The sequence below is a fragment of the Methylophilales bacterium genome (genome assembly GCA_019823025.1).
In the GTDB taxonomy this organism is placed as follows: Bacteria; Pseudomonadota; Gammaproteobacteria; order Burkholderiales; family Methylophilaceae; genus BACL14.
Genome location: CP081940.1, coordinates 345186 through 369032, shown reverse-complemented (window position 1 = coordinate 369032; position 23847 = coordinate 345186). Strand labels below are relative to the sequence as shown.

General features: G+C 36.0%; 20 protein-coding genes. 17 read left to right on the top strand and 3 right to left on the bottom strand.

Going from position 1 to position 23847, the window contains the following annotated elements:
- Position 1: 1 nt before the first annotated feature.
- Positions 2 to 3964 (bottom strand): TIGR02099 family protein, encoded by a 3963-nt coding sequence (locus tag K6112_01920; GenBank protein ID QZP18129.1) that lies wholly within the window; start codon positions 3962 to 3964, stop codon positions 2 to 4.
- 50 nt (positions 3965 to 4014) lie between these two features.
- The gene (acs, locus tag K6112_01915) at positions 4015 to 5988 is read right to left on the bottom strand and encodes an acetate--CoA ligase (protein QZP18128.1); all 1974 of its coding nucleotides are present in this window, start codon (positions 5986 to 5988) and stop codon (positions 4015 to 4017) included.
- Positions 5989 to 6181: 193 nt separating this feature from the next.
- On the opposite strand from acs, the gene K6112_01910 reads away from it, so the two are divergent.
- Positions 6182 to 7906, top strand: a complete 1725-nt coding sequence (locus K6112_01910) for a PAS domain S-box protein (protein ID QZP18127.1) — start codon at positions 6182 to 6184, stop codon at positions 7904 to 7906.
- Positions 7903 to 8541, top strand: a complete 639-nt coding sequence (locus K6112_01905; GenBank protein QZP18126.1) for a response regulator transcription factor — start codon at positions 7903 to 7905, stop codon at positions 8539 to 8541. The genes K6112_01910 and K6112_01905 overlap by 4 nt, the downstream gene beginning before the upstream one ends.
- Position 8542: 1 nt before the next feature.
- Here K6112_01905 and K6112_01900 read toward each other — a convergent pair whose 3' ends face one another.
- The gene (locus tag K6112_01900) at positions 8543 to 9355 is read right to left on the bottom strand and encodes a DMT family transporter (GenBank protein ID QZP18454.1); all 813 of its coding nucleotides are present in this window, start codon (positions 9353 to 9355) and stop codon (positions 8543 to 8545) included.
- 157 nt (positions 9356 to 9512) lie between these two features.
- Here K6112_01900 and K6112_01895 point away from each other — a divergent pair, with 157 nt between their 5' ends.
- Genes K6112_01895 through accD form a run of 15 tightly spaced genes read left to right on the top strand, consistent with a single transcriptional unit; the run spans position 9513 to position 23846 of the window.
- Entirely contained in the window at positions 9513 to 10115 is a 603-nt protein-coding gene (locus K6112_01895; protein QZP18125.1) for a urate hydroxylase PuuD, read from the top strand.
- Positions 10116 to 10168: 53 nt separating this feature from the next.
- The gene (locus K6112_01890) at positions 10169 to 11365 is read left to right on the top strand and encodes an aspartate aminotransferase family protein (GenBank protein ID QZP18124.1); all 1197 of its coding nucleotides are present in this window, start codon (positions 10169 to 10171) and stop codon (positions 11363 to 11365) included.
- 5 nt (positions 11366 to 11370) lie between these two features.
- On the top strand, positions 11371 to 12282 hold the full coding sequence (argF, locus tag K6112_01885) for an ornithine carbamoyltransferase (GenBank protein QZP18123.1): 912 nt from the start codon (positions 11371 to 11373) through the stop codon (positions 12280 to 12282).
- A 5-nt stretch (positions 12283 to 12287) separates the two neighbouring features.
- Positions 12288 to 13496 carry an argininosuccinate synthase gene (locus tag K6112_01880; protein ID QZP18453.1) on the top strand — a complete coding sequence of 403 codons (1209 nt, stop codon included), beginning with the start codon at positions 12288 to 12290 and terminating at the stop codon, positions 13494 to 13496.
- Positions 13497 to 13515: 19 nt separating this feature from the next.
- A complete protein-coding gene (locus K6112_01875; protein ID QZP18122.1) occupies positions 13516 to 14010 on the top strand; it encodes a YajQ family cyclic di-GMP-binding protein in 495 nt (164 codons plus the stop codon).
- Between the two features lie 6 nt (positions 14011 to 14016).
- Positions 14017 to 15417 (top strand): 3-isopropylmalate dehydratase large subunit, encoded by a 1401-nt coding sequence (leuC, locus tag K6112_01870; GenBank protein ID QZP18121.1) that lies wholly within the window; start codon positions 14017 to 14019, stop codon positions 15415 to 15417.
- Positions 15417 to 16052, top strand: coding sequence for a 3-isopropylmalate dehydratase small subunit (leuD, locus tag K6112_01865; protein QZP18120.1), 636 nt, complete (start codon positions 15417 to 15419; stop codon positions 16050 to 16052). The genes leuC and leuD overlap by 1 nt, the downstream gene beginning before the upstream one ends.
- Before the next feature lie 8 nt (positions 16053 to 16060).
- Positions 16061 to 17125, top strand: coding sequence for a 3-isopropylmalate dehydrogenase (gene leuB, locus K6112_01860; GenBank protein ID QZP18119.1), 1065 nt, complete (start codon positions 16061 to 16063; stop codon positions 17123 to 17125).
- Complete coding sequence (gene asd / locus K6112_01855) at positions 17118 to 18230, top strand: aspartate-semialdehyde dehydrogenase (GenBank protein ID QZP18118.1); 1113 nt, start codon at positions 17118 to 17120, stop codon at positions 18228 to 18230. Before leuB ends, asd begins: the two co-directional genes overlap by 8 nt.
- A gap of 8 nt (positions 18231 to 18238) precedes the next feature.
- Positions 18239 to 19546: a hypothetical protein gene (locus K6112_01850; protein ID QZP18117.1), complete on the top strand. Its 1308-nt coding sequence runs from the start codon at positions 18239 to 18241 to the stop codon at positions 19544 to 19546.
- A 25-nt stretch (positions 19547 to 19571) separates the two neighbouring features.
- Positions 19572 to 20354 carry a tRNA pseudouridine(38-40) synthase TruA gene (gene truA, locus K6112_01845; GenBank protein QZP18116.1) on the top strand — a complete coding sequence of 261 codons (783 nt, stop codon included), beginning with the start codon at positions 19572 to 19574 and terminating at the stop codon, positions 20352 to 20354.
- A 13-nt stretch (positions 20355 to 20367) separates the two neighbouring features.
- The gene (locus K6112_01840) at positions 20368 to 20991 is read left to right on the top strand and encodes a phosphoribosylanthranilate isomerase (protein ID QZP18115.1); all 624 of its coding nucleotides are present in this window, start codon (positions 20368 to 20370) and stop codon (positions 20989 to 20991) included.
- Positions 20978 to 22180 carry a tryptophan synthase subunit beta gene (gene trpB, locus K6112_01835; protein QZP18452.1) on the top strand — a complete coding sequence of 401 codons (1203 nt, stop codon included), beginning with the start codon at positions 20978 to 20980 and terminating at the stop codon, positions 22178 to 22180. Before K6112_01840 ends, trpB begins: the two co-directional genes overlap by 14 nt.
- A 1-nt stretch (position 22181) precedes the next feature.
- Positions 22182 to 22988 carry a tryptophan synthase subunit alpha gene (gene trpA, locus K6112_01830; GenBank protein QZP18114.1) on the top strand — a complete coding sequence of 269 codons (807 nt, stop codon included), beginning with the start codon at positions 22182 to 22184 and terminating at the stop codon, positions 22986 to 22988.
- Positions 22989 to 22994: 6 nt separating this feature from the next.
- Positions 22995 to 23846, top strand: a complete 852-nt coding sequence (gene accD, locus K6112_01825; GenBank protein QZP18113.1) for an acetyl-CoA carboxylase, carboxyltransferase subunit beta — start codon at positions 22995 to 22997, stop codon at positions 23844 to 23846.
- Position 23847 lies beyond the last annotated feature (1 nt).

Below are 23847 nucleotides of genomic sequence, written 5' to 3'. Positions count from 1 at the left end.
CTTATTTGAATAGCTCTTGCGTTGGGTTGATGATTTGCTCGTCTATCTGATCAGTAATTCCCTCACCGACATTTTTCAATGTATCTCTATCAATGGGTGTCTCTTGAGGATCAGTCCATGAACCGGTTAGCCTATACTGATCTGTAAGGACCTCATTCAAAGGATCATTTAGAAGCTTTTGAAATACAAAAGCTGCCGCTCCAACAATTGGCCCTCCTGCGAGCGCTGCGATAGACATTGTATCTGTGACATTAGGTGTTATGGTAACAACCAAGTCTTGTGTTTCATCCTTGATATTGACATCACCCTCAATAACGATATCAGCAGCGGGCCCTTTAATTTCAAAATTATCTGAATGTATATTGCTATTTTCAAGCTCAGCTAGACCATCAATGGAATCAAAAGCAAATCCATCCGCAAATATGTCACTAAAATCTAAAGTAAGTCGACTGGGTAGTGATTGAAGTGATAGTAAGCCAAAGAGCCTTCCCATCGCCCCTGGTTGTGCTTCGAGTATGACACCCTTATCGATATTAATTAAAACAGAGCCTGAAGCTTTTTCTTTATCGAATTTCCAAGGGCTTTTTGGCCATGAAAGCTTTCCATTTAATTGTCCTGTGCCACCCGTCATGAGCTTATCAAGGTTAAATTCCTCAAGTGTTTTATCTAGATCTGTTATTTTCCAATCAAAATCAATTTCTGTATCTGGCTTAGGAGATTCATCGTGCCATATCCCTGTGACTTTTAGTGCATAGTCAGGGTTGAGGAATTTAAATAGATCGATAAACCATTTGTTATTACTTTTACTAGCTTGGAAAGTTAAATTCCCATTCAAATCATTATCAAAAAATTTTGATTGCAGTAAAAACTCCTGAATTTTTAAATCAATTTTAGGGGGATCCTTTATGATAGGGTCCTCAGATTCGTATGCTCCATCCCATTCTTCAATTGAATCATCGGACCCAATCAGATGTAATTCCTCAAACCTTGCCTTAATTAAATTTTTCTCAGGATTCCAAAGTATGTTTCCCATGGCACCTCTTCCATCAAGCTGAACAATGAACCCTGAATCTTCAGGTCTCAACTTTAATTTAAAGTTATTAAAAACATAGCCATAAGCATCGAGTTCATTAATATTCAGTACTGCTTCGATAGTCATAGATTTTGATTGAGAGCTTTCTGTATTCGAGGTTTCTGAAGCATTGTCTGGAATTAAGGCTACTAATTCTTCGAGATCAACCTCATTTAGATTTGCTATAAAAACAATACCTGACTCAGGTATTTGTGCTTTTTTGTCTGAATTGACTTCAATTAAACCATTAGTAAGAGACGGATCTCCATTTTCATCATTAGCACTATTAATTACGCCTTTAACATGATCACCTAAAGTAATATTGATGACATCTGAATCTTCTCCAGTAGACTTTTTAATAATAGTGAGTTTGAGTGCAGTGTCTTCAGATTTATTTTTTGCTTTATCGAGAAAAGACAAATTTTTAATTTGGATTCCTAAAAGGTCACTGGTAATTTTAAATTCACTTTTATTTTCACCTAGGGTAATCAGTCCTTCCCAGTCAGCTTGCCCATTAATGTTTTTAAGCCAATTCTCTCCAAGAAGCTCCTTTACCATATTTTCACCAATGATGCCTTTTAGGTCGATAATGGTTGCACCATCCGCATTTTTAAGTTTCAAATTTAATGGTTCCCCGAAAAGTTTGCCATCTAAATTAGTAATTTTTACGTCATTATTATTAAACTCAAGGACTCCCCTTAAGTCTGAAATAGGTGGTATTTCAAGTTGTGGATTTTCAAGAGTGCTCCCAAGAAACTCATAAGTCCCTTTAAATGGAATATTATCAAGATCATCAAAACCAATATTAAGGACAAGTTTTAACTCACCATCTCCTTTCCCTTCCATGTCATCGGACATACCTTTCATGGCCTCTTTTATAGGGCTATTATTAACGGCATAAATAATATTTTCCGCGGAGCTATCAAGGGTTGAATCGATATTTAAAACAACCTCATCGGCTGTAAATGGCGTTATGGCACCATTAAAAATTTTAATCTGACTTTTATCTAATTCACCTTTTTGGCTGGTAATAAATACATCACCTCCATTTACATTTACCTCCGCATCAAACTTTTCCACTTCTGGCCAATTATCTCCATATTCTATAAAGCTGTCTTTGACTGAGGTGCGCACTCTGAAGTAACCTTTGCTTAAGTCAGGTTCGTTATTTTCATCGATGAATGGGAAATCTTTTACCTTCCCCTTCATCTGTATATTCGTATTTTCAGCAGTCCCTTCCAAAAGTGAAGTATCTAGCCATCCAAGACCATCTTCACCAATTTGTTTGGGGTAGTAGACTTTGAAATACGGAATATTTAAAGTTGGGCTATCAATATTAATATCTACATAAAGATTATCTAAACTTTCATATTTAACGGTGCCATTAAATATGGCCTCCATGTAATCGTCTTTAATTGTTACTTCATTAAATGAATATTTCTGATTATTCCAATTGACTGATCCTGAAAATTGGTTCAAATGAAGAGGTGCCCTAAAGACATCCTTCTTAGTTATTTTTACGTCCCTAGAAACAGATCTGATAATGCCTTTTTCATTTTCAATATTCACCTCACCAGTTATATTTTTTAGTCCAGGGAAACTTTCAAATTCATTAATTTCAAGTTCAAGAAATTTTGCTTTGAGTTTTAAGTTGGGCTCTTCTTCATCGCTTGTTCTATCCCATTTTAATTTTAAATCATCTATCTCTCCCTTGGCTGAGAGCTCATTAATTATTACATTCACCATATGTTCTTCTGGTAAAAATTGATTTGATATCTCCTGTACCGATCCTAAGTCGAATCTATCGACAACCAATGTGGCTTTATTAATTTGGTTTCTTTCAAAATTGTATTTAATTGATGCAGCTGAATCTTCGAATTGAAGCTTGCTGTTGGTAGTTAGAAATAAATTATCTAAAATTATGTTGACATCATCATTAACTAACTCATATTCAAATTCACCACTGATATCCTTAAAAACTAAACCTTGTTTAGCATTATCAATCATATTGGCATTAAGGTTTTGTACAGAAAAGGAGCTTCCCCCTTCTTTTAACTTTCCATTTTCAAATTCAATATTGATAGATAATGATCCGGTTCCATCTTTAATCGTTAATGGATAATCAATCCATGGTGTGAAGGCATATAAATTCAAAGCATCAAATTTAAATGAGAGCGCACCATCGGCTTCTAGGAGTTCATTAATAGAGTCCGCGTCAAAATGACCGCTTAATGAGACTTTTTCTTTTGTGCCTGCAGATGAGAAGAAGTCAAGGTAAAATAAGTGACGATCAAGATAACTTAAAATATCTGAGGTGCTGTAGGAGAGATTTATATCATCTAAAACAAGTGGAGGACTGTTTGCTCTAGTTTTATCAATCCAAATAATTTTGGCATTGATCATTTGTACTTCATCTTGATTCAAAATCCAGTTTATAAGTTTTCCATCAAACTCATCATTTGAATTAGGATCGTATGAAACATTCCATCCACCAATTAGATAATCTGTTTCACTATTTTTTTGAATCTCAACAGCTAAATCATAAAGAGTAACCTGATCTAAAACTAATTCAAATTTTAATAAGGACATCCAAGACACATCCACCTCAAATTTTTCGAATGTGAAGGCTTTTTCAGATGAGTTGGCATAAATTGAGAAATCTTTGATAATAAATCGAGGGTTAGTTATGTTCCAGGTAGCATCAAAGGTTTCAATGGTTACCTTTTTGTTAGTTGCCTTTGAGATTTCTTGAACGAGTTCATTCTTGTAATAGTCGAGGTTTGTTTGAACAAAAAAATAAAATGCAAGATATCCAATGATAAAAAGACTGATGATTAACCCAGATAGTGTCAACAATATTTTTTTGATGAGCTTGAAATGAACTGTTTTCATGTAGATTATTTAAATTTTATTCTACATTCTAATGCTTTTGGAGGGGTTGTCTATAATTTTTCGCTGAGTTGATCTAGGATTTTAGGATTTTCTAGCGTCGAGATATCAGCAGATATTTTTTCGCCCTTAGCAATATTTCTTAGTAGGCGTCGCATGATTTTTCCAGAACGAGTTTTGGGGAGGTTGTCACCAAACCTTATTTCCTCTGGTTTAGCTATAGGTCCAATTTCTTTTGCAACCCAATTTCGTAATTCATTAACAATCGAACTATAATTTTTTTTGGATGGACGGTCACCTTTTAGCACAACAAAAGCAACTATCGATTCACCTTTAAGTTCACATGGCCTTCCAACGACGGCAGCTTCGGTTACTATTTCATTTGAAACAAGAGCCGACTCAATCTCCATTGTCCCCAAACGGTGACCAGACACATTAAGGACATCATCAATTCGACCCATAATGGTAAAGTATCCACTTTTTTCGTCCCTAACAGCACCATCTCCAGCTAGATAATGTTTGCCGCCGAGCTCCTTAGGAAAGTAGCTTTTTTTAAATCGATCTGGGTCCCCCCATATATTTCTTATCATTGATGGCCATGGTTTTTTTATTACCAATAGCCCACCGTTACCCCATTGTAAATCGCCACCATTTTCATCAACAACATCGATATTTATTCCTGGGAAGGGGAGTGTGCAGGATCCTGGTATTAAGGGCGTAGCACCAGGCAGAGGAGTAATTACATGACCTCCTGTCTCGGTTTGCCAAAATGTATCCACGATAGGACATTGGTTATTTCCCACATTTTCGTAGTACCACATCCAAGCTTCAGGGTTGATAGGCTCACCAACCGTGCCTAATATTCTAAGAGAGCTAAGATTGTAGTTGTTTGGATGCGTTTCCTTATTTATATCAGATGCTTTTGTTAGGGCTCTTATCGCAGTTGGTGCAGTATAAAAAACACTGACCTTATGTTTTTCAATAAGCTGCCAAAACCGACTTGCGTCTGGATAAGTCGGAACACCCTCAAAAATAACTTGCGTCACCCCCATTGCAGTTGGTCCATAAGCAACGTAAGTATGTCCAGTTATCCATCCAACATCTGCGGTGCACCAATAAATATCGTTATCCTGAAGATCAAATGTAAGACGACATGTGTTAATTGCGTGAAGCAAAAACCCTGCCGTTGAATGTTGGACTCCTTTTGGTTTTCCTGTTGATCCAGAGGTATATAGGATAAAGAGTGGATGCTCAGCAGGAACTGATACAGGAGGACATTCAGTTGATTGGTTTCTAATCAAATCATCCCACATGATATCTCTATTGTTTTTAGAGAAGAGTTCGTTTGTCCTTTTAAACACAATGACTTTTTCAATCGATTCACAATCTCCCATTTCAATTGCATCATCAATTGCTGATTTTAAAGGAATTACTTTACCCCCTCGAAATTGACCATCTGCGGTTATTACAAGCTTTGCGGAGGTATCCGATATTCTTTCTTGTAGGCTCTTTGCTGAAAAACCTCCAAATACTACCGAATGTGTTAGACCTAATCTAACGCAAGCTTGCATAGCTACAATGGCCTCAATACCCATTGGTAAATAGACAATTACTCTATCGCCAATATTCAGATTAAGTGTCTTTAGGCCATTTGAGAATTGGCATACTCTCTCATAAAGTTCTTGGTAAGTAACTTTTGTGACATTACCATCATCCGCTTCAAAAATAATTGCAGTCTTGTTTGGTTGAGAATCAACATGTCTGTCTAAGCAATTAAATGATGCATTTAATTTGCCATCATCAAACCACCTATAAAAAGGGGGTGTTGAATCATCTAATATTTTGGTAAAAGGCTCATCCCAAATAAGAAGATCTTTGGCAAGCTTGCCCCATGTCCCTTCATAATCAGACTTATAGCTTTCACATAATTGTTGGTATTGAGCTAAGTCTTTCACCCTTGAATTTTTTGACGATTGCTTGCTTGGATAAAAAATTCGATCTTCTGTATGAATTGATTCTATTGACATTTGAGTTTAAGAGTTTAAATAAATAAACATAATCTCCATTTTTTATACTTTTTCATCAAAAATGCACCATATCTAAATTTTCAATAATTTACCATATCTAAATTTTATTTTTAAAAAAACTCATGAATAAACTCTTGTATCGGGATCGATTACTATGTAAAGATTAATAATATTTAAATTAAAGAAAAGATATATGGGATTGAGATATAGATTTAACCTCCTGCTTACATTAATTATGTTAGTTTTTATTTTAACGCTTATGTTTGTCATGATGACATCATCTAAAAACTCTATTCTTGAAGGTGTTGAATCAGCCCATAAAGTTACAATGCAGTTATTAGATACCGTGATTGTCAGCTCTGCTCAAAATCCAAACTGGGAAACAACGAATAATGTGATGGCACAGTTCCTTGTTCAGCTGGGTTATGTAAGAAGTAATGATATATACCTTTATGATTCCGATAATAATCTTGTTTATAAAACTCCTCATTCAACATATCGATTAGATGTTCATCCACCGGAATGGTTTTCAAACTTTCTTGCACCAAAAAAAATGGTAGTAACAAGAGATATTCGATCGGGAAGATTGATTGTTGCATCTAACCCCTCCGGAGCGATTCGAGAAGCATGGGTTCAAATCAAATCTATTTTTTTTACCGCGATGCTGTTATTTGTTTTTATAAACTTTATTGCATATAAAGCCCTTGGCGGATGGCTGCGTCCTATAAAGCCAATGATTAAAGCTATTGAAAAAATGGGTAAAGGCGATCTAGGGTCAAGGATTCCTAATTTTAATGTTCCAGAATTTTCTGCAATTGCAAATAACTTTAATATGATGGGCGATTCACTAGAAAATCAAATTCTTGAAAATGAGCGACTCGCAATGATTGCAGAACAAACTGCTGATGCAGTGATGATTCATGATGAGAAGCTTAAAATAACTTTTTGGAATAAATCAGCAGAGAGAATTTTTAAATATAAGAAAAAGGATATTTTAGGAAAATCTGCCAAAATAATTGTCCCAGAATTTTTGTTAGAGGAATTCAATAAAAATTTAAAAAAATTAAAAAGTAAAAATTTCATTCAAAACTTTGAGTCGAAAAGACAAACTAAGACTGGTAAATTAGTTGATGTTTCAATATCTGCTTCATTGCTAATGGATCCTACAACAAAAAAAGTGATAGGTGACATTGTCAGCATGAGGGACATTTCTGAAAAAATTGTGGCAAAAAAATCTAAAGCGGAGTTACAGAAAAATAGGGAGTTAACCTCGATCATCCAAGAACATGTAGAAGACGAAAGAAAGAGTCTTGCTAGAGAGCTGCATGATGAATTAGGACAGTATGTTTCAGCTATTAAAATTTTTTCCCAAAACATTCTAAATCGCTCAAAGGGTAAGGATGAAGCAATTGAAACTAGTGCCTCATCGGTGACATCTGCTGCTAATCAAATTTATGATGGGATGCATAATATTATTAGACAGCTTAGGCCTGGTTCTTTAGATAATTTAGGCCTTAGTGAAACAATTAAAGATGAAATGAATTCATGGCAATCTCAACATCCTTCTCTCAAAGTAAATTTAATAATTAAAGGTAATATTGATTTATTAGGTGAGGTCGTAAATATTAATGTTTATCGAATCATTCAAGAAGCAATGAATAATGTTGTGAAACATGCTAAGGCCTCAGCTATAAAAATATCTTTACTAAAAACAAAAGATAGCCTTAAAATTGAATGTGTTGATGATGGCAAAGGTTTTGATCTTAAAATCTTAAAAAAAACCAAACAATTTGGATTGATGGGAATTAAAGAAAGAGCGCAGTCATTGAATGGGAGGTTTGATATCAGATCCAATGCAAATGACGGTACCTGTATCACAATAGTCATTCCGACTAAATTGGAAAAGGAAAAGCAATGAGTGATATTAAAATATTGTTGGTCGATGACCATGCCGTTGTCAGAATGGGTTTTAAGATGCTTATCGAAGCAGAACCTGATATGACTGTGATAGCAGAGGCAGAGTCAGGGGAACTAGGAATTAAAGCTTTTAAGGAGCATAAGCCAGATATTGTTATTATGGATATCACAATGCCAGGAATCGGAGGTATTGAGGCCATTGACCGGATTTGCGCTCATGATAAATCGGCTAAAATATTAGTGCTCTCTGCCCATGAGGACTCAGTCCATCCAAAGAGGGTATTAGCAGCAGGTGCATTGGGTTATGTGACAAAAAGGAGTGCAGCAGAAGAATTAATTAAAGCCATAAGAACAATCAAGTCAGGCAAAAAGTTCCTAGAACCTATTATCGCCCAGCAAATGGCGATTACGCAGTTATCTGGTGAAAATAACCCTATAGAAGTTTTGTCCGATAGGGAGTTTGAGGTTTTCATGTCCCTTGCAAAAGGGAAAAGTACGAATGAAATTGCAGATACAATGTGCTTAAGTCCGAGGACAGTAGGTACTCACCTGTACAATATAAAGCAAAAACTTAACGCAAATAATTCGGCAGAAATCGCTCTTATTGCGATTAGGTGTGGGTTACTTGAACCATAATCTATTTCTTTGAAACAAAAATGCCTGAAATGATGATTAGTAAAATACCCACAAAACTAAATATATCGAGGATTTCTGAAAAAACAATCAATCCTAAAAGCGTCGAAAAAAAGATCGTTAAATAAGATAATCCTGCGTTCTTCAATGTATTACCAACCCTGTAAGCTTTTGTTAAGGCCAGTTGAGCAATTGTGGCTGATAAACCTAGCCCTAAAAGTATCCACCAATGCTCAAAAATTTCTGAATTAATATTTTCAAACAACATTAGAAATGCTGCGCCAAATGAAGATAGAAGGGTGAAGTAAAAAACAACTCGGGTATCAGGTTCGTTTACTTTCCCGAGTTGAGCCATAAACAAATATGCAAGGCCAGCACCTAATCCAGATAACAGACCAATAAAGCCTGCATACGCATCGCTTCCAACCAGAACGGGTTTTAGTACTAAGAAAGCTCCAAAAAAGCCAATTAGCAATAAATAACATACATAAAAACTTGGCTTCTTATGCAGGAAAAAGGGAATCAGAAGTGCAACAAATAAAGGGGAAGTATAGTTCAAAGAGATTGCTGTGCTTAGAGGTAAGTGACTGATTGCATAAAAAAATGCTAATAGTGATAAAAATCCAACAAAGGATCGATAAAAATGTAATTTCTTGAAATTTGTTTTAAGGCTTATTTTTTTATTTATTATAATTAAAATAATGAAGATAAGGCTAATAAAAGAACGATAAAACACAAGTTCGATTTCAGAAAAATAAGGACTACCCAGCTTTACAAACATTCCCATAAATGCAAAAAAGAATGTAGCTATGATCATCCAAATCATTCCATTTTGAACTCGAGGCATTTCAATCCTTATTTATTGAAAAAAATTATAATGTGATGATATTGTTGATAAAAACCTATGCTACTTGCTAAATCTGATTATATGTAATAACCTTCTTTTTAAATTATATATTACCAGGAGTTAATTAATGAAAAATCCATTAGATTCTATCAAAGGCACAATAATAGCAGGAGTCGTTTTGATGTTTGTAATTATCGCTATCCTTGATTTGGGAGAGCCTGGATTGATGAGTGATGCAAATAATATATACCTTGGATTTATGAGGTGGTTTCATGCTATTGCTGGTATTGCATGGATTGGTCTTTTATATTACTTTAACTTCGTACAAGTTCCTGCATTGAAGGATGCTGCGGCAGATGGAACTGCCGGTGGAATCACTAAACACGTCGCACCTCTTGCGTTACTGTGGTTCAGATGGGCTGCTTTAGCTACCTGGTTAGCTGGTGCAGCTTTATTAGGTTCAAATTTTTCTAATGCCTTTTTATTGCAACCTGGATGGGAGCCTATCGGAATTGGTTCATGGCTTGGCACTATCATGTTATTTAATGTCTGGGGCTTAATCTGGCCTAATCAACAAAAAATTCTAGGCATGAAAAAAGCAACAGACGAGGAGAAGGTAAAAGCAAGGAGGGTTGCTTTGTTAGCCTCAAGAACAAATACATTGCTATCTATACCTATGTTGCTTCTGATGACAAACGGACTATCTCATCGAGCGCTTCTTGGCTTATAATTAATACCTAAAGGATTCAACGGCGACTTTAGGTCGCCGTTTTTGTTTGTACTATGAGAAAACTATTAACAAATAGCTTAATGTCAACATATCAGAGGCTTCCAATCTCTTTTAATAGAGGAGAGGGGGTATGGTTGCATGCAAAAAATGGAGATAAGTATTTGGATGCTTTATCGGGCATTGCTGTTAATACATTAGGCTATAGTCATCCGAAATTTGTTAAAGCCATATCTGATCAAATAAAAAATTTGATCCATGTTTCCAATTTATACAATATTGAAGAACAATGTTTATTGGCAAAGGAATTAGTATCTTTGTCAGAATTGAGTGCTACATTTTTCTGTAATTCAGGTTGCGAGGCAAATGAGCTTGCAATCAAAATTGCAAGGTTACATGGACATGATTTAAAAATACATGAACCAGAAATCATTGTCATGGATAATGCATTCCATGGAAGAACAATGGCAACACTTAGCGCCTCAGGAAGTAGAAAAGTGCAAGCGGGTTTTGAGCCACTTATGTCTGGATTTGTCAGAGTTCCATTTGATAATATTTATGCCATTCAAGAAATTGCTAGTAAAAAAAATAAAATTTCAGCTTTATTTGTTGAGCCAATTCAGGGTGAGGGTGGTGTAAATATACCTGATGATTTCGAAAGTTATTTAAAAGAACTTAGAGATATTTGTAATAAAAATAACTGGCTATTAATTTTTGATGAAGTGCAATGTGGTGTTGGAAGGACAGGAAAATGGTTTGCCTATCAAAATAGCAGTATAAAGCCTGATGTTGTTACCCTAGCCAAGGGGCTGGCTTCAGGAGTTCCTATTGGAGCATGCATAGCTAATGAGATGGCTTCTAGTCTGATTTCACCTGGTAAGCATGGCTCTACCTTTGGTGGGAACCCGTTGGCAATGGTTGCAGGTTTGAAGACCTTGGAAATTATGAAAGAAGAGGATTTGTTAGGCAATGCAATGAAACAAGGCCAACTTATTGTTTCACTTTTAAACAATGAATTTGAACATAATGATAAAATAATCTCTATTAGGCATATGGGTCTGATGATTGGGATTGAATTAAAAAATCCTTGCGCAGCATTGGTTGAATTAGCAATGAATAATAAATTATTGATAAACGTAACTTCAGACAAAACGATTAGACTTTTACCTCCCTTAATAATGAATAATGATGAAGCTAAATTAGTTGCTAGAAAACTAATAAAAACTATTGATGAATTCCTTAAAAAGACATAATAAAAATGGCAAAAGTTAAACATTTCTTAAAGCTTAATGATTTAAATATTGATGAACTCTCTTATCTTTTTGAAAGAGCCGCAATCATAAAAGCAAGCTATAAAAGCTATAAAAAAACCTGGACACTCGAAGACAGAACTCTAGTGATGATTTTTGAGAAGGCCAGCACAAGAACGAGGCTTTCTTTTGAGGCTGGAATGAATCAGATGGGAGGAAGCGCTGTTTATTTAAACACGAGAGATTCGCAGTTAGGAAGGGGTGAGCCTGTTGAAGATGCTGCCCAGGTAATTTCAAGAATGTCTGACATTGTGATGATCAGGACCTTTGAGCAAGATATTATTGAAAGGTTTGCTAAAAATTCAAGAGTCCCTGTTATAAATGGTTTAACTAATGAGTTTCATCCCTGCCAAATTCTAGCTGATATTTTTACTTTTATTGAGAAAAGAGGAGAAATCAAAGGTAAAAAAGTGGCATGGATTGGAGACTCAAACAATGTATGCATGACATGGCTGCAAGCAGCAGAACTATTGGGTTTTGAATTACATGTCTCCACACCAAAAGGTTATGAAGTGCAACTTGATAATATCGATAACAAGAATTATTTTTTTCAGCATGAGGATCCAATGGAGGCTGCAAAAGATGCCGATATTGTAACTACGGATGTTTGGACAAGCATGGGTTTTGAATCTGAGAATAAAGAGAGACTTAAGGATTTTGCAAGTTGGCAAGTGGATAAAAAAATGATGGGTGTCGCAAAAAAAGATGCATTATTTATGCATTGTTTGCCTGCACACAGAGGGGAAGAAGTTTCAGGTGAAGTTATAGATGGACCACAAAGCATTGTTTGGGAAGAGGCTGAAAATAGACTTCATATTCAAAAAGCATTATTAGAGTATTTGTTAATAGGAAAACAATAAACATGATCAAGGACGTAAAAAAAATTGTATTGGCATATTCAGGTGGTCTTGATACATCAGTGATTTTAAAATGGTTACAAGATCAATATGATTGTGAGGTTGTTACATTTACTGCAGACCTGGGACAGAAAGAGGAGATTGAGCCAGCAAGAGCTAAGGCGCAGTCAGCAGGGGTAAAAGAGATTTTCATAGAAGATCTCAGAGAGGAGTTTGTAAGGGATTATGTATTCCCTATGTTTAGGGCTAATGCCTTATATGAGGGCGAATACCTTCTAGGCACATCAATTGCAAGACCGCTCATATCAAAAAGATTAGTCGAAATAGCTCACCAAACTGGTTCTAATGCTATTTCACACGGTGCAACGGGTAAAGGTAATGATCAAGTGAGATTTGAGCTTGGAGCCTATGCTATTGATCCAGACATTAAGATTATCGCACCTTGGAGAGAATGGGATCTTTTGAGTAGGGAAAAACTGCTTAAATATGCGACTGAAAATAACATACCCGTAGAAATGAAACATAAATCTGGAGGAACTCCGTACAGTATGGATGCAAACTTACTTCATATCTCATACGAAGGAAGGCATCTTGAGGACCCAAAAAATGAGCCAGAAGAATCTATGTGGAGGTGGTCAGTAGATCCAAAAAATGCGCCTGATATAGCACAAGAAATTACGATTGGCTTTGAAAACGGAGACCCAAACAGTCTAAACGGTAAAAAATTACTTCCACATGAAATATTAGAGAAGTTAAATATCTTAGGCGGCGATAATGGTATAGGTAGATTAGATTTAGTTGAAAACAGATATATTGGTATGAAGGCGAGAGGATGCTACGAAACACCTGGAGGAACAATACTTTTAAAAGCACATAGGGCCATTGAATCATTGACACTTGATAGGGAGGTTGCTCATTTAAAAGATGAATTAATGCCGAGGTACGCATGCTTAATTTATAATGGCTATTGGTGGAGTCCTGAAAGAATCGCCTTACAGGCGCTCATAGACCACACTCAGAAAAATGTTAATGGATGGGTGAAATTAAATTTATACAAGGGCAATGTCATATTAGTTGCCAGGGACAGTAAGCATTCTTTATTTGATCCCGAAGTCGCTACATTTGAGGACGACGATGGTGTCTTCGATCACCAAGATGCAGTCGGTTTTATTAAGCTTAATGCCCTCAGATTAAGATTAAATAAGAAAAGAAAATAATCATAGGAGCACAAATAAAATGCCAACTTTCGATATAACCTCAAAAGCAAATCTTGAAAATATCAAAAATGCGGTTGATGTTGCAATGAAAATGATTGTAAATCGTTATGATTTTAAAGGGACAAGCGCAAAGGTAGGCTTAAATGAAAGTGATATGAAGATAGAGATTAATGCTGATTCCGAATTTCAAATGGACCAAATCAAGGATATCCTTTTTCCAGCTTTAGAAAAAAAAGAGCCTGATAGCTCTAAAAGAATGAGTCCAGAAAATATTGAAACCGTCACTGGTAATAAGCTTAAACAATCTCTAGTCATTAAAAGTGGAATCTCGATGGAGCTATCAAAGCAAATAATCAAGACAGTTAAGGATTCAAAAATAAAAGTGCAATGCAGCATCCAGGGGGATGAGCTTAGGGTTAAAGGTCCAAAAAGGGACGTATTACAAGAATGTATAGCACTAATAAAGACTAAGCATAATGAATTCCCGTTAAATTTTGGTAACTTCAGAGATTAATTTTAAATGGCGCTAACTCTTTACGAAAAAATTTTTAATAGGCACGTAGTTCGTGAGGACAACGATACTTACTTGATTTATATTGATCGCCATTTAGTTCATGAAGTCACTAGTCCGCAAGCTTTTGAAGGCTTAAGAATGGCCGATAGAAAAATATGGCGAACAAATTCTATACTGGCTGTTCCTGACCATAATGTTCCTACCACTGATCGTGAAAAAGGAATCCTTGACCCCATCTCTAAAATTCAAATAGACACCTTGGATGATAATTGTAAAAAAAATAAATTAATGCAGTTTCAAATGGATGATGTGAGGCAAGGGATAGTTCATGTGATTGGTCCTGAGCAGGGATCAACACTCCCTGGAATGACAATTGTTTGCGGAGATTCGCATACGAGTACTCATGGTGCTTTTGGTGCTTTAGCAGTTGGCATAGGAACTTCAGAGGTTGAGCATGTTTTAGCAACACAGTGCTTAATATTAAAAAAGTTTAAAACTATGCTTATTAATGTAAACGGTATTTTAGGCGATCATGTCTCAGCAAAAGATATAGCATTGCATATTATAGGTCAGATTGGCACGGCTGGAGGGACAGGGCATGCAATCGAGTTTGCTGGATCTGCTATTAAGAATTTAAGTATGGAAGGTAGAATGACCTTATGCAACATGGCTATTGAAGCTGGATCAAGAGCAGGCTTAATTGGTGTAGATAATAAAACGATTGATTACTTAAAATCAAAACCATTTGCACCAACTGGGGAGAGTTGGCAAAAAGCTGTTACAGACTGGAAAAATTTAGTTAGTGATAAGGATGCGCAATTCGATAAAAAAATTGAAATTGATGCTGCATCTATTGAACCTCAAGTCACATGGGGGACTTCACCTGAGATGGTATGTAGTATAAATGACAAAATACCCGACCCTCTGCAAGAAAAGAGTTTATCAAACCAAAAGGGTTACCAGGGTGCGTTGGAATATATGGGGCTTAAACAAGGAACAAGCATAAAAGATATTAAATTAGATAAAGTTTTTATAGGCTCTTGTACAAACTCAAGAATTGAAGACCTCCGAAAAGCAGCTGATATCGTTAAAACAAAAAAGGTAGCAACAAATATTAAGTTAGCCCTTGTGGTGCCAGGTTCCGGGTTGGTAAAGAACCAAGCGGAAGAAGAAGGCTTAGATAAGATTTTTATAAATGCAGGCTTTGAATGGCGGGATCCCGGTTGTTCAATGTGCCTCGCTATGAACGCGGACAGATTAGAACCTTATGAGCGTTGCGCATCTACATCAAATAGAAATTTTGAAGGAAGGCAGGGTCAGGGTGGCAGAACACATCTTGTTAGCCCTGAAATGGCAGCCGCTGCAGCCATCCATGGTAAATTTGTTGATGTCCGAGAAGCTTCTTAATGTTACCCATTAATAAACATCAAGGAATCGTTATACCACTAGATAGAGCAAATGTAGATACTGATGCAATCATCCCTAAACAATTTCTAAAATCTATCAAGAAATCCGGTTTTGGCCCAAACTTGTTTGATGAATGGCGATATCTTGACCATGGTGAACCAGGCATTAATCCAGAAAATAGGGAGCTTAATCCAGATTTTATTTTAAATAAACAGAACTATCGAGAAGGGACTATTTTATTAACAAGAGAGAACTTTGGATGTGGCTCTAGCCGTGAACATGCACCCTGGGCATTGCTTGATTACGGCATTAGAATTATCTTGGCCCCAAGTTTTGCTGACATATTTTATGGAAATTGTTTTAAAAACGGAATCCTTCCAATTCAAATCAGCAATGAATTGACTGATCTATTTTTTAAGAAAGCATTATCAGAAAAGGGTTTAAATTTAACAATTGACCTAGAAAGGCAAATGATTCTTGATGATGGTGATGAACATGATTTTAAGATAGATGAATTTAAAAAACATTGCCTTTTGAAAGGGCTTGATGATATTGGCTTAACTCTTGAGTACGGAGATGATATTAAAGACTTTGAAAAACATTACTATAAACAGTACCCGTGGTTGACAAAATAGGAGATACAATGAAAATCGCGATTTTACCTGGTGATGGGATTGGGCCAGAAATTATTTCACAAGCTGTCAAAGTATTAAAATTTTTTGGTTTAAGTGAATCATTATCGTATTCCTCAATCGGGGGGGCAGGTTACGATGAGTTTAAAGACCCCCTTCCACAAGCAACTTTAAAAGTTGCTCAAGAGGCAGATGCCATTTTACTTGGGGCGGTTGGTGGATGGAAGTATGATGAACTTCCAAGAGAGATGAGACCAGAGAGAGGGTTGCTAAGAATTAGGCAGGCGCTTAATTTATTCGCTAATTTAAGACCAGCTTTAATGTTTCCTGAGCTTGTTGATGCATCAAGCTTAAAGCCTGAAATTGTATCTGGACTTGATATCATGATTATTCGCGAGCTTACGGGTGATATTTATTTCGGTGAGCCTCGAGGAATATCAAAAAATGAAAAAGGTGAGCTAGAAGGGCTGAATACGATGCGCTATTCAGAGTCTGAAATTAGAAGAATTTCACATGTCGCATTCAAGACAGCTTCAAAAAGATCAAAAAAATTATGCTCAGTTGATAAGGCAAACGTCCTAGAATCTACAGAATTATGGAGAAAAGTGATTAGCGAAGTCGCTTCGGAATATCCAGAGGTGGAATTAAGTCATATGTATGTTGATAATGCAGCCATGCAACTTGTTAGCAGACCCAAACAATTTGATGTGATGGTCACAGGAAATATCTTTGGAGATATTTTATCAGATGAGGCATCAATGCTGACTGGCTCAATTGGAATGCTTCCCTCAGCTTCGTTAGACCAGAACAACAAAGGAATGTATGAGCCAAGTCATGGCTCAGCCCCTGATATTGCTGGAAAGGATATAGCAAATCCATTAGCTACCATTTTGTCGTTATCAATGATGTTTAAATATACATTTAACGATAATGACAAGGCAGAAAAAATTGAAAATGCTGTCAGAAATGTTTTAAAAAAAAGATTTAGGACAAAAGATATTTTTTCAAATGATAATATACTGGTGGGTTGCGAGGAGATGGGAAATAAAATTATTGAGGAATTAGAGCATGTTTAAGGTAGGTATAGTTGGATGGAGGGGAATGGTCGGCTCTGTCTTAATCCAAAGGATGCTCGAGGAAAATGACTTTGAAACTATTGATGCTCATTTCTTCTCTACTTCACAGTCTGGTGAAAAAGTTAATATACTAAATTCTCAAGAATCTTCATTATTAGATGCTTTTGATATTGATGAATTAATAAAAATGGATATCTTGTTGTCATGTCAGGGTGGAGATTATACAAAAAAAATACTCAATTCTTTAAGGGAGAAAGGCTGGTCAGGTCATTGGATTGATGCTGCATCAACCCTGAGAATGGATTCAGATGCCATGATTGTTCTTGACCCCATTAATAAGGACGCAATAAATACAGCTATTAAAGCTGGCAATAAAAATTGGGTTGGTGGAAATTGCACTGTCTCTTTAATGTTATTGGCAATTCACGGCTTATTTAAAAATAATTTAGTTGAATGGGTTTCTTCCATGACTTATCAAGCTGCCAGTGGGGCTGGAGCGCAAAATATGAAAGAACTCTTAATGCAAATGTGCGAACTTTCAGGATCCTTAAATAATATAAAGCCTGATTCAAATATCCTTGAGTTAGATAAAGACGTTCAGTTGACGATGAATTCTGAAAAATTTACAAGGAAGTTATTTACCGCTCCGCTTGCTGGTAGTTTGATTCCATGGATAGATGAAGAATTAGAGAATGGTCAGAGCAGAGAGGAATGGAAAGGTAGTGTCGAGACAAATAAAATATTAAAATCAAATGGATATAAAGCTTTTAATGTTGACGGTTTGTGTGTTCGAATTGGAGCTATGAGATCCCATAGTCAAGCATTAACAATTAAATTAAATAAAGATTTGCCAATTAAAGAAATTGAAGAATTAATAGCTTCAGCAAATCCTTGGGTACATTTTGTTCCTAATAATAAAGAAAAAACAATAAAAAACTTAAGCCCTGCGGCTGTTTCAGGTAAACTTTCTATTGCAGTTGGAAGGGTAAGAAAACTGAATGTTGGCGAAAATTTACTGTCTGTATTCACAGTAGGCGACCAATTATTATGGGGTGCAGCAGAGCCAGTAAGGCGAATGCTTAACATTTTAACGAATAAGAAATAATGATAAAGATGACAAATTTATTAAAACAAATTGTATACACTTTATTTTTCTTAATTTTTTCAACACACGCTTTAGCTCTTCAATTAGGTCAAATTTCAGTAAACTCAACACAAGATCAGCCTTTAAATGCTGAAATCGAGTTAGTAGTATCTAGTAGAGATGATTTAGATTCATTAAAAGCAAAAATCGCAGGTAAGGATATTTATCAGGCGCAATCAATAGAAAGAGTGCCTGTACATGAGGATATCAAAATTACTGTTATCAAAGATAAAGAAAAATCGAAATTAAAGCTTAGCTCTGAAAAACCAGTTCTTGATCCCTTTTTAGATTTACTCATTCAAATTGATTCACCAAAGGGAAGAAATTTCAGGGAATATACAGTTTTGCTTGACCCCTTACCTGCAAGTCAATCACAAGTTGAGAGTTTAGTGGAACCTGAGCCAGCACCAGAACCTGAGCCAGCACCAGAACCTGAGCCAGCACCAGAACCTGAGCCAGCACCAGAACCTGAGCCAGCACCAGAACCTGAGCCAGCACCAGAACCTGAGCCAGCACCAGAACCTGAAGAAAAGACGGTTGTTTCAAAAAAAGGTGTGACTTTGTATCAAATTGCAAGAAATAATAAGCTTGAGGGCGTCACACTTCAGCAAATTGTTGTAGGAATTTACCAAACCAATCCAAAAGCGTTTGCAGATAACAATATTAACGGGTTGGAAGTTGGTAACAAATTAATACTTCCAAATAGAGCATATTATGAAGATCTTTCTCATGTGGATGCTTCAAAGATATTAAAAATAGATAACGACTCATGGGAATTAATTAAAAATAAAAATAAGAAAAAAGAAGTTAAGCCAGCAGAGCCTGTAAAAGAAGTTAAGCCAGCAGAGCCTGTAAAAGAAGTTAAGCCAGCAGAGCCTGTAAAAGAAGTTAAGCCAGCAGAGCCTGTAAAAGAAGTTAAGCCAGCAGAGCCTTTAAAAGAACTTGTTGTCAAAGAGCCTAGCGTTGAAATCAACACAAAAACATTCAAATCATCTATTTCAAGTGCTGATGACAATATTACCGAGGTAATTATCAAAGATAAGGAAGAGCTAGGGTTAACTACCCTGCATACGCTTCTCCTAGCACTTTTATTAGTAGCCTTAATTGGTTTATTAATCATTCTTTCAAGAAAAAAACGTCAAGCATCAATGTTATTTAATGAAAATTTAGATCTAAATTCAAGCAATCAAATGGGGCATGAGGAGATTTCAAGCAAATCAGCAGAGCCTTCAAAGCCTACGGATCGATACATCGCATCAATGAACAAAAAAAATTAATAGTTAATCTTTAGTAATAAGCTAAATGAGAATAGCAGCTTCAATAGAGTATGCCGGCCAAGATTTTTCTGGTTGGCAAAAACAACCCAAAATAAAAACAATTCAAGGCGAAATTGAAAAAGCTATTTTTTCTATAACTAATGAAAATATAGAAACTACAGCAGCAGGAAGAACTGATGCAGGCGTTCATGCTCTAGGGCAGATAATTCATTTTGATACTAATTTAAAAAGACCCATGAATTCATGGGTAAAAGGTATTAATTCATTTCTACCACATTCAATTCGAATTAAGTGGGCGTATGAAGTCTCTCCTGATTTTCATGCAAGGTTCTCTGCCAAAGGCCGGGAGTATCAATATTTACTCTTAAATCAATCAATTAATTCTGCCATCATGAGTCATTACTGTGGATGGTCTTTCTATAATTTAAATCTTGAATTGATGAAAAAATCTTTGTTAAAATTTAAAGGAAAACATGATTTTAATGCATTTCGATCCTCAGAATGTCAAGCTATATCATCGGTTAGAACGATTTCAAAAATAAGTGTAAAACAACACAAAAATTATTTTTTATTTACATTCGTTGCTGATGCTTTTTTACAGCATCAAGTGAGAAATATGATGGGCACAATTATTAAGGTGGGTTATGGGTCTATAGATGCTGATCATATTGATTTTCTTTTACTACAAAATGACCGACGTTTAGTGCCAGCAACTTTTTCGCCAAATGGTTTATATCTTACTAATATTAGGTATGATTCCAAGTGGGGATTACCAAAGAGTAACAACAAAATAAGCATTAATACATAGGTTGTTTAATATATTGAGAACGAGAGTAAAAATTTGTGGCATTACAAATGTGAAAGATGCGATCCTTGCTTCTGATTTAGGAGTTGATGCACTGGGGTTTGTGTTTTACAAAGAAAGCCCAAGATACATAGACCCTATTAAAGCTAGAAAAATTATTTTATCTCTCCACCCTTTTATTTTGCGAGTTGGTTTGTTCGTGGATGCTGATGCAGAATTCGTTAGAGATTCAATTAGCAAATCAAAAATTAATCTCATACAATTTCATGGGAATGAGTCTGAGGAATATTGTAATCAATTTAATTTACCTTATATTAAAGCAATAACAATGAAAGAAGGCATTAATTTGTTAGAATGTTGTAGAGATTATAAATCTGCATCAGCACTCTTACTTGATACTTTTAGTGAAAAATTAAAAGGTGGAACTGGTGAAGTTTTTGATTGGAAAAAGATTCCTAAGAAGTTAAGTCTCCCAATCATTATTGCGGGTGGATTAAATTCTGAGAATATTTCAGACCTAATTAAAACAGTAAGACCATTTTGTGTGGATGTGAGTGGCGGTGTTGAGAGTATTAAGGGAGTGAAGGATGAAGAAAAAATGAAAGAATTTATGATAGGAGTAAATGATGCAACCCTATGATCTACCTGATGAATTAGGACATTTCGGTCAGTTTGGAGGAACATTCGTAGCTGAAACGCTTATCGAGGCTCTCGATGAGCTCAGAGAAATGTATTCAAAATATAAAGATGACCCCGAATTTTTAGCAGAATTTCACAGCGACCTTAAACATTTTGTTGGAAGACCGAGTCCTATATATTTTGCAGAGCGACTTACAAACCAAATAGGTGGCGCTAAGATTTATTTAAAAAGAGAAGACTTAAATCATACAGGGGCGCACAAGGTAAATAATACAGTTGGACAGGCATTGTTAGCAAAGAGAATGGGAAAACCAAGAGTTATAGCTGAAACAGGTGCAGGGCAACATGGTGTAGCTACAGCAACAATTGCGGCCAGATTAGGTCTTGAATGCGTTGTTTATATGGGTTCAGAGGATGTCAAAAGGCAGTCTCCAAATGTTTATAGAATGAAATTATTAGGTGCGACTGTAGTTCCTGTTGAAAGTGGTTCAAAGACATTAAAGGATGCACTTAATGAAGCTTTACGAGATTGGGTGACAAATGTTTCAAATACCTTTTACATTATTGGTACGGTTGCAGGACCGCACCCTTACCCGATGATGGTAAGAGATTTTAACTCTGTAGTTGGAAAAGAGTGTTTGGTCCAAATGCCAAAAATTGCAAACAAACAACCAGATGCTGTTATAGCATGTGTCGGGGGTGGGTCAAATGCTATGGGTATTTTTTATCCCTACATAGAACATAAGAATGTGAAGTTAATTGGTGTTGAGGCAGCAGGCGAAGGTATTGAGACTGGAAAGCATGCAGCACCCCTGACATCAGAAAGTAAAATAGGTGTTCTTCATGGCAATAGAACTTACTTAATGCAAAACTCTGAGGGCCAAATAATTGAAACACATTCCGTATCTGCGGGTCTTGACTATCCTGGCGTTGGACCTGAACATTCATGGCTTAAAGATTCAGGAAGAGCAAGCTATGTCGCAATTAAAGACGATGAAGCTCTGGAAGCTTTTCATAATTTATGTCGTGTAGAGGGCATCATTCCAGCACTGGAAACAAGCCATGCACTTGCTTATGCGCAAAAATTGGCCACCGATATGTCACCAGAGGAAGTTATCTTGGTTAATTTATCAGGAAGAGGCGACAAGGATATTAATACTGTAGCTAATATTTCAGGAATTTCTTTATAATATGTCGAAAATAAAAATTACATTTGAAAAATTAAAAGATTTAAATAAAAGTGCTCTGATTCCTTTTATTACTGCTGGTGATCCATCTCCAGATGATACAGTCGCATTAATGAATACTTTGGTTGAAAATGGGGCCGATATGATTGAATTAGGTATTCCTTTTTCAGATCCAATGGCAGATGGACCAGTTATTCAAAGAGCTAGTGAGCGTGCGCTTAAAAATAAGGTTGGGATTAAAGATACTATAAAACTTGCAAAAAGTTTTAGAGAAACAAATAAAAAAACACCTTTAATATTGATGGGATATGCAAATCCTATCGAAGCTATTGGGGTAGATAATTTTATTGGTTTAATCAAAGAGGCACAGATAGATGGGGTTATTACTGTTGATTATCCTCCCGAGGAGTCTGGGGAGTTTGTTAAAAGACTGAATGAGGAAGAAATTGACAGTATTTTTTTGCTTTCCCCTACTACAGAGGATGATAGAATCAAATTAATTGCAAAGCAAGCATCAGGTTTTTTATATTATGTTTCACTAAAAGGGGTAACAGGTGCCGCGAATATTGATATTGAGCAAGTATCTGAAAATGTAAAGAATATTCAAAAATATTCAGACCTTCCTGTAGCGGTAGGTTTTGGGGTAAGAGACCCTAAAACGGCAAAAGCTGTTTCCAAAATCTCAGATGGAGTTGTTATTGGTAGTAGGATTGTCAAAGAGATTGAAGAGTCTGACAAAGTTGAAATTATTCCAAATGTAAAAAAATTGATGCATAGCATGAAGACAGCAATTGATTCCTCGAGTGCTTAAATACATATGAGCTGGTTAAAAAAAGCAATCCCTCCAAAAATCAAGAATATCTTAGGAAAGGTTAAGAAAAATATCCCTGAAGGACTGTGGCAGAAATGTCCGTCATGCCAAACAGTTTTATACGGTACCGACTTAGAAAAAAATAACTACGTATGTCCTAATTGCGATTTTCATCACCGCATTAACGCCAGAAAAAGAATTAGTTTACTTTTAGATACCCCTGACCAGATAGAGCTTGGAAAAGATATTAAACCTATTGATCCATTATCTTTTAAGGATTCGAAACCCTATAAAGATAGAATTAAATCATCTCAAAAACAAACTAATGAGAATGATGCATTAGTTACAGTTAAGGGGCATTTAGAGTCATTGGAAGTGGTAATTGCATGTTTTGAATTTAAATTTATGGGTGGGTCAATGGGCTCAGTTGTCGGAGAAAAGTTTGTAGAGTCAGTAAATACCGCAATTAAGTTTAAATGTCCTTTCATCTGTGTCTCCTCAAGCGGAGGTGCAAGAATGCAAGAGGGATTATTATCTTTGTTTCAGATGGCAAAAACTAGTGCTGCCTTAACAAAGTTAAGCAAAGCAAAACAACCTTTTGTATCAGTGTTGACCGACCCAACTATGGGCGGAGTCTCAGCCAGCTTTGCAATGCTCGGAGATATAATAATTGCCGAGCCAAAGGCATTAATTGGATTTGCTGGCCCTAGAGTTATTGAGCAGACGGTAAGGGAAAAATTACCAGAAGGATTCCAAACGTCTGAGTTTTTGTTAACCCATGGTGCTATCGACATGATTGTGGACAGAAGGCAGTTAAGAAAGACATTGGCAGACCTTATTGTAAACCTTAAAAATTGAA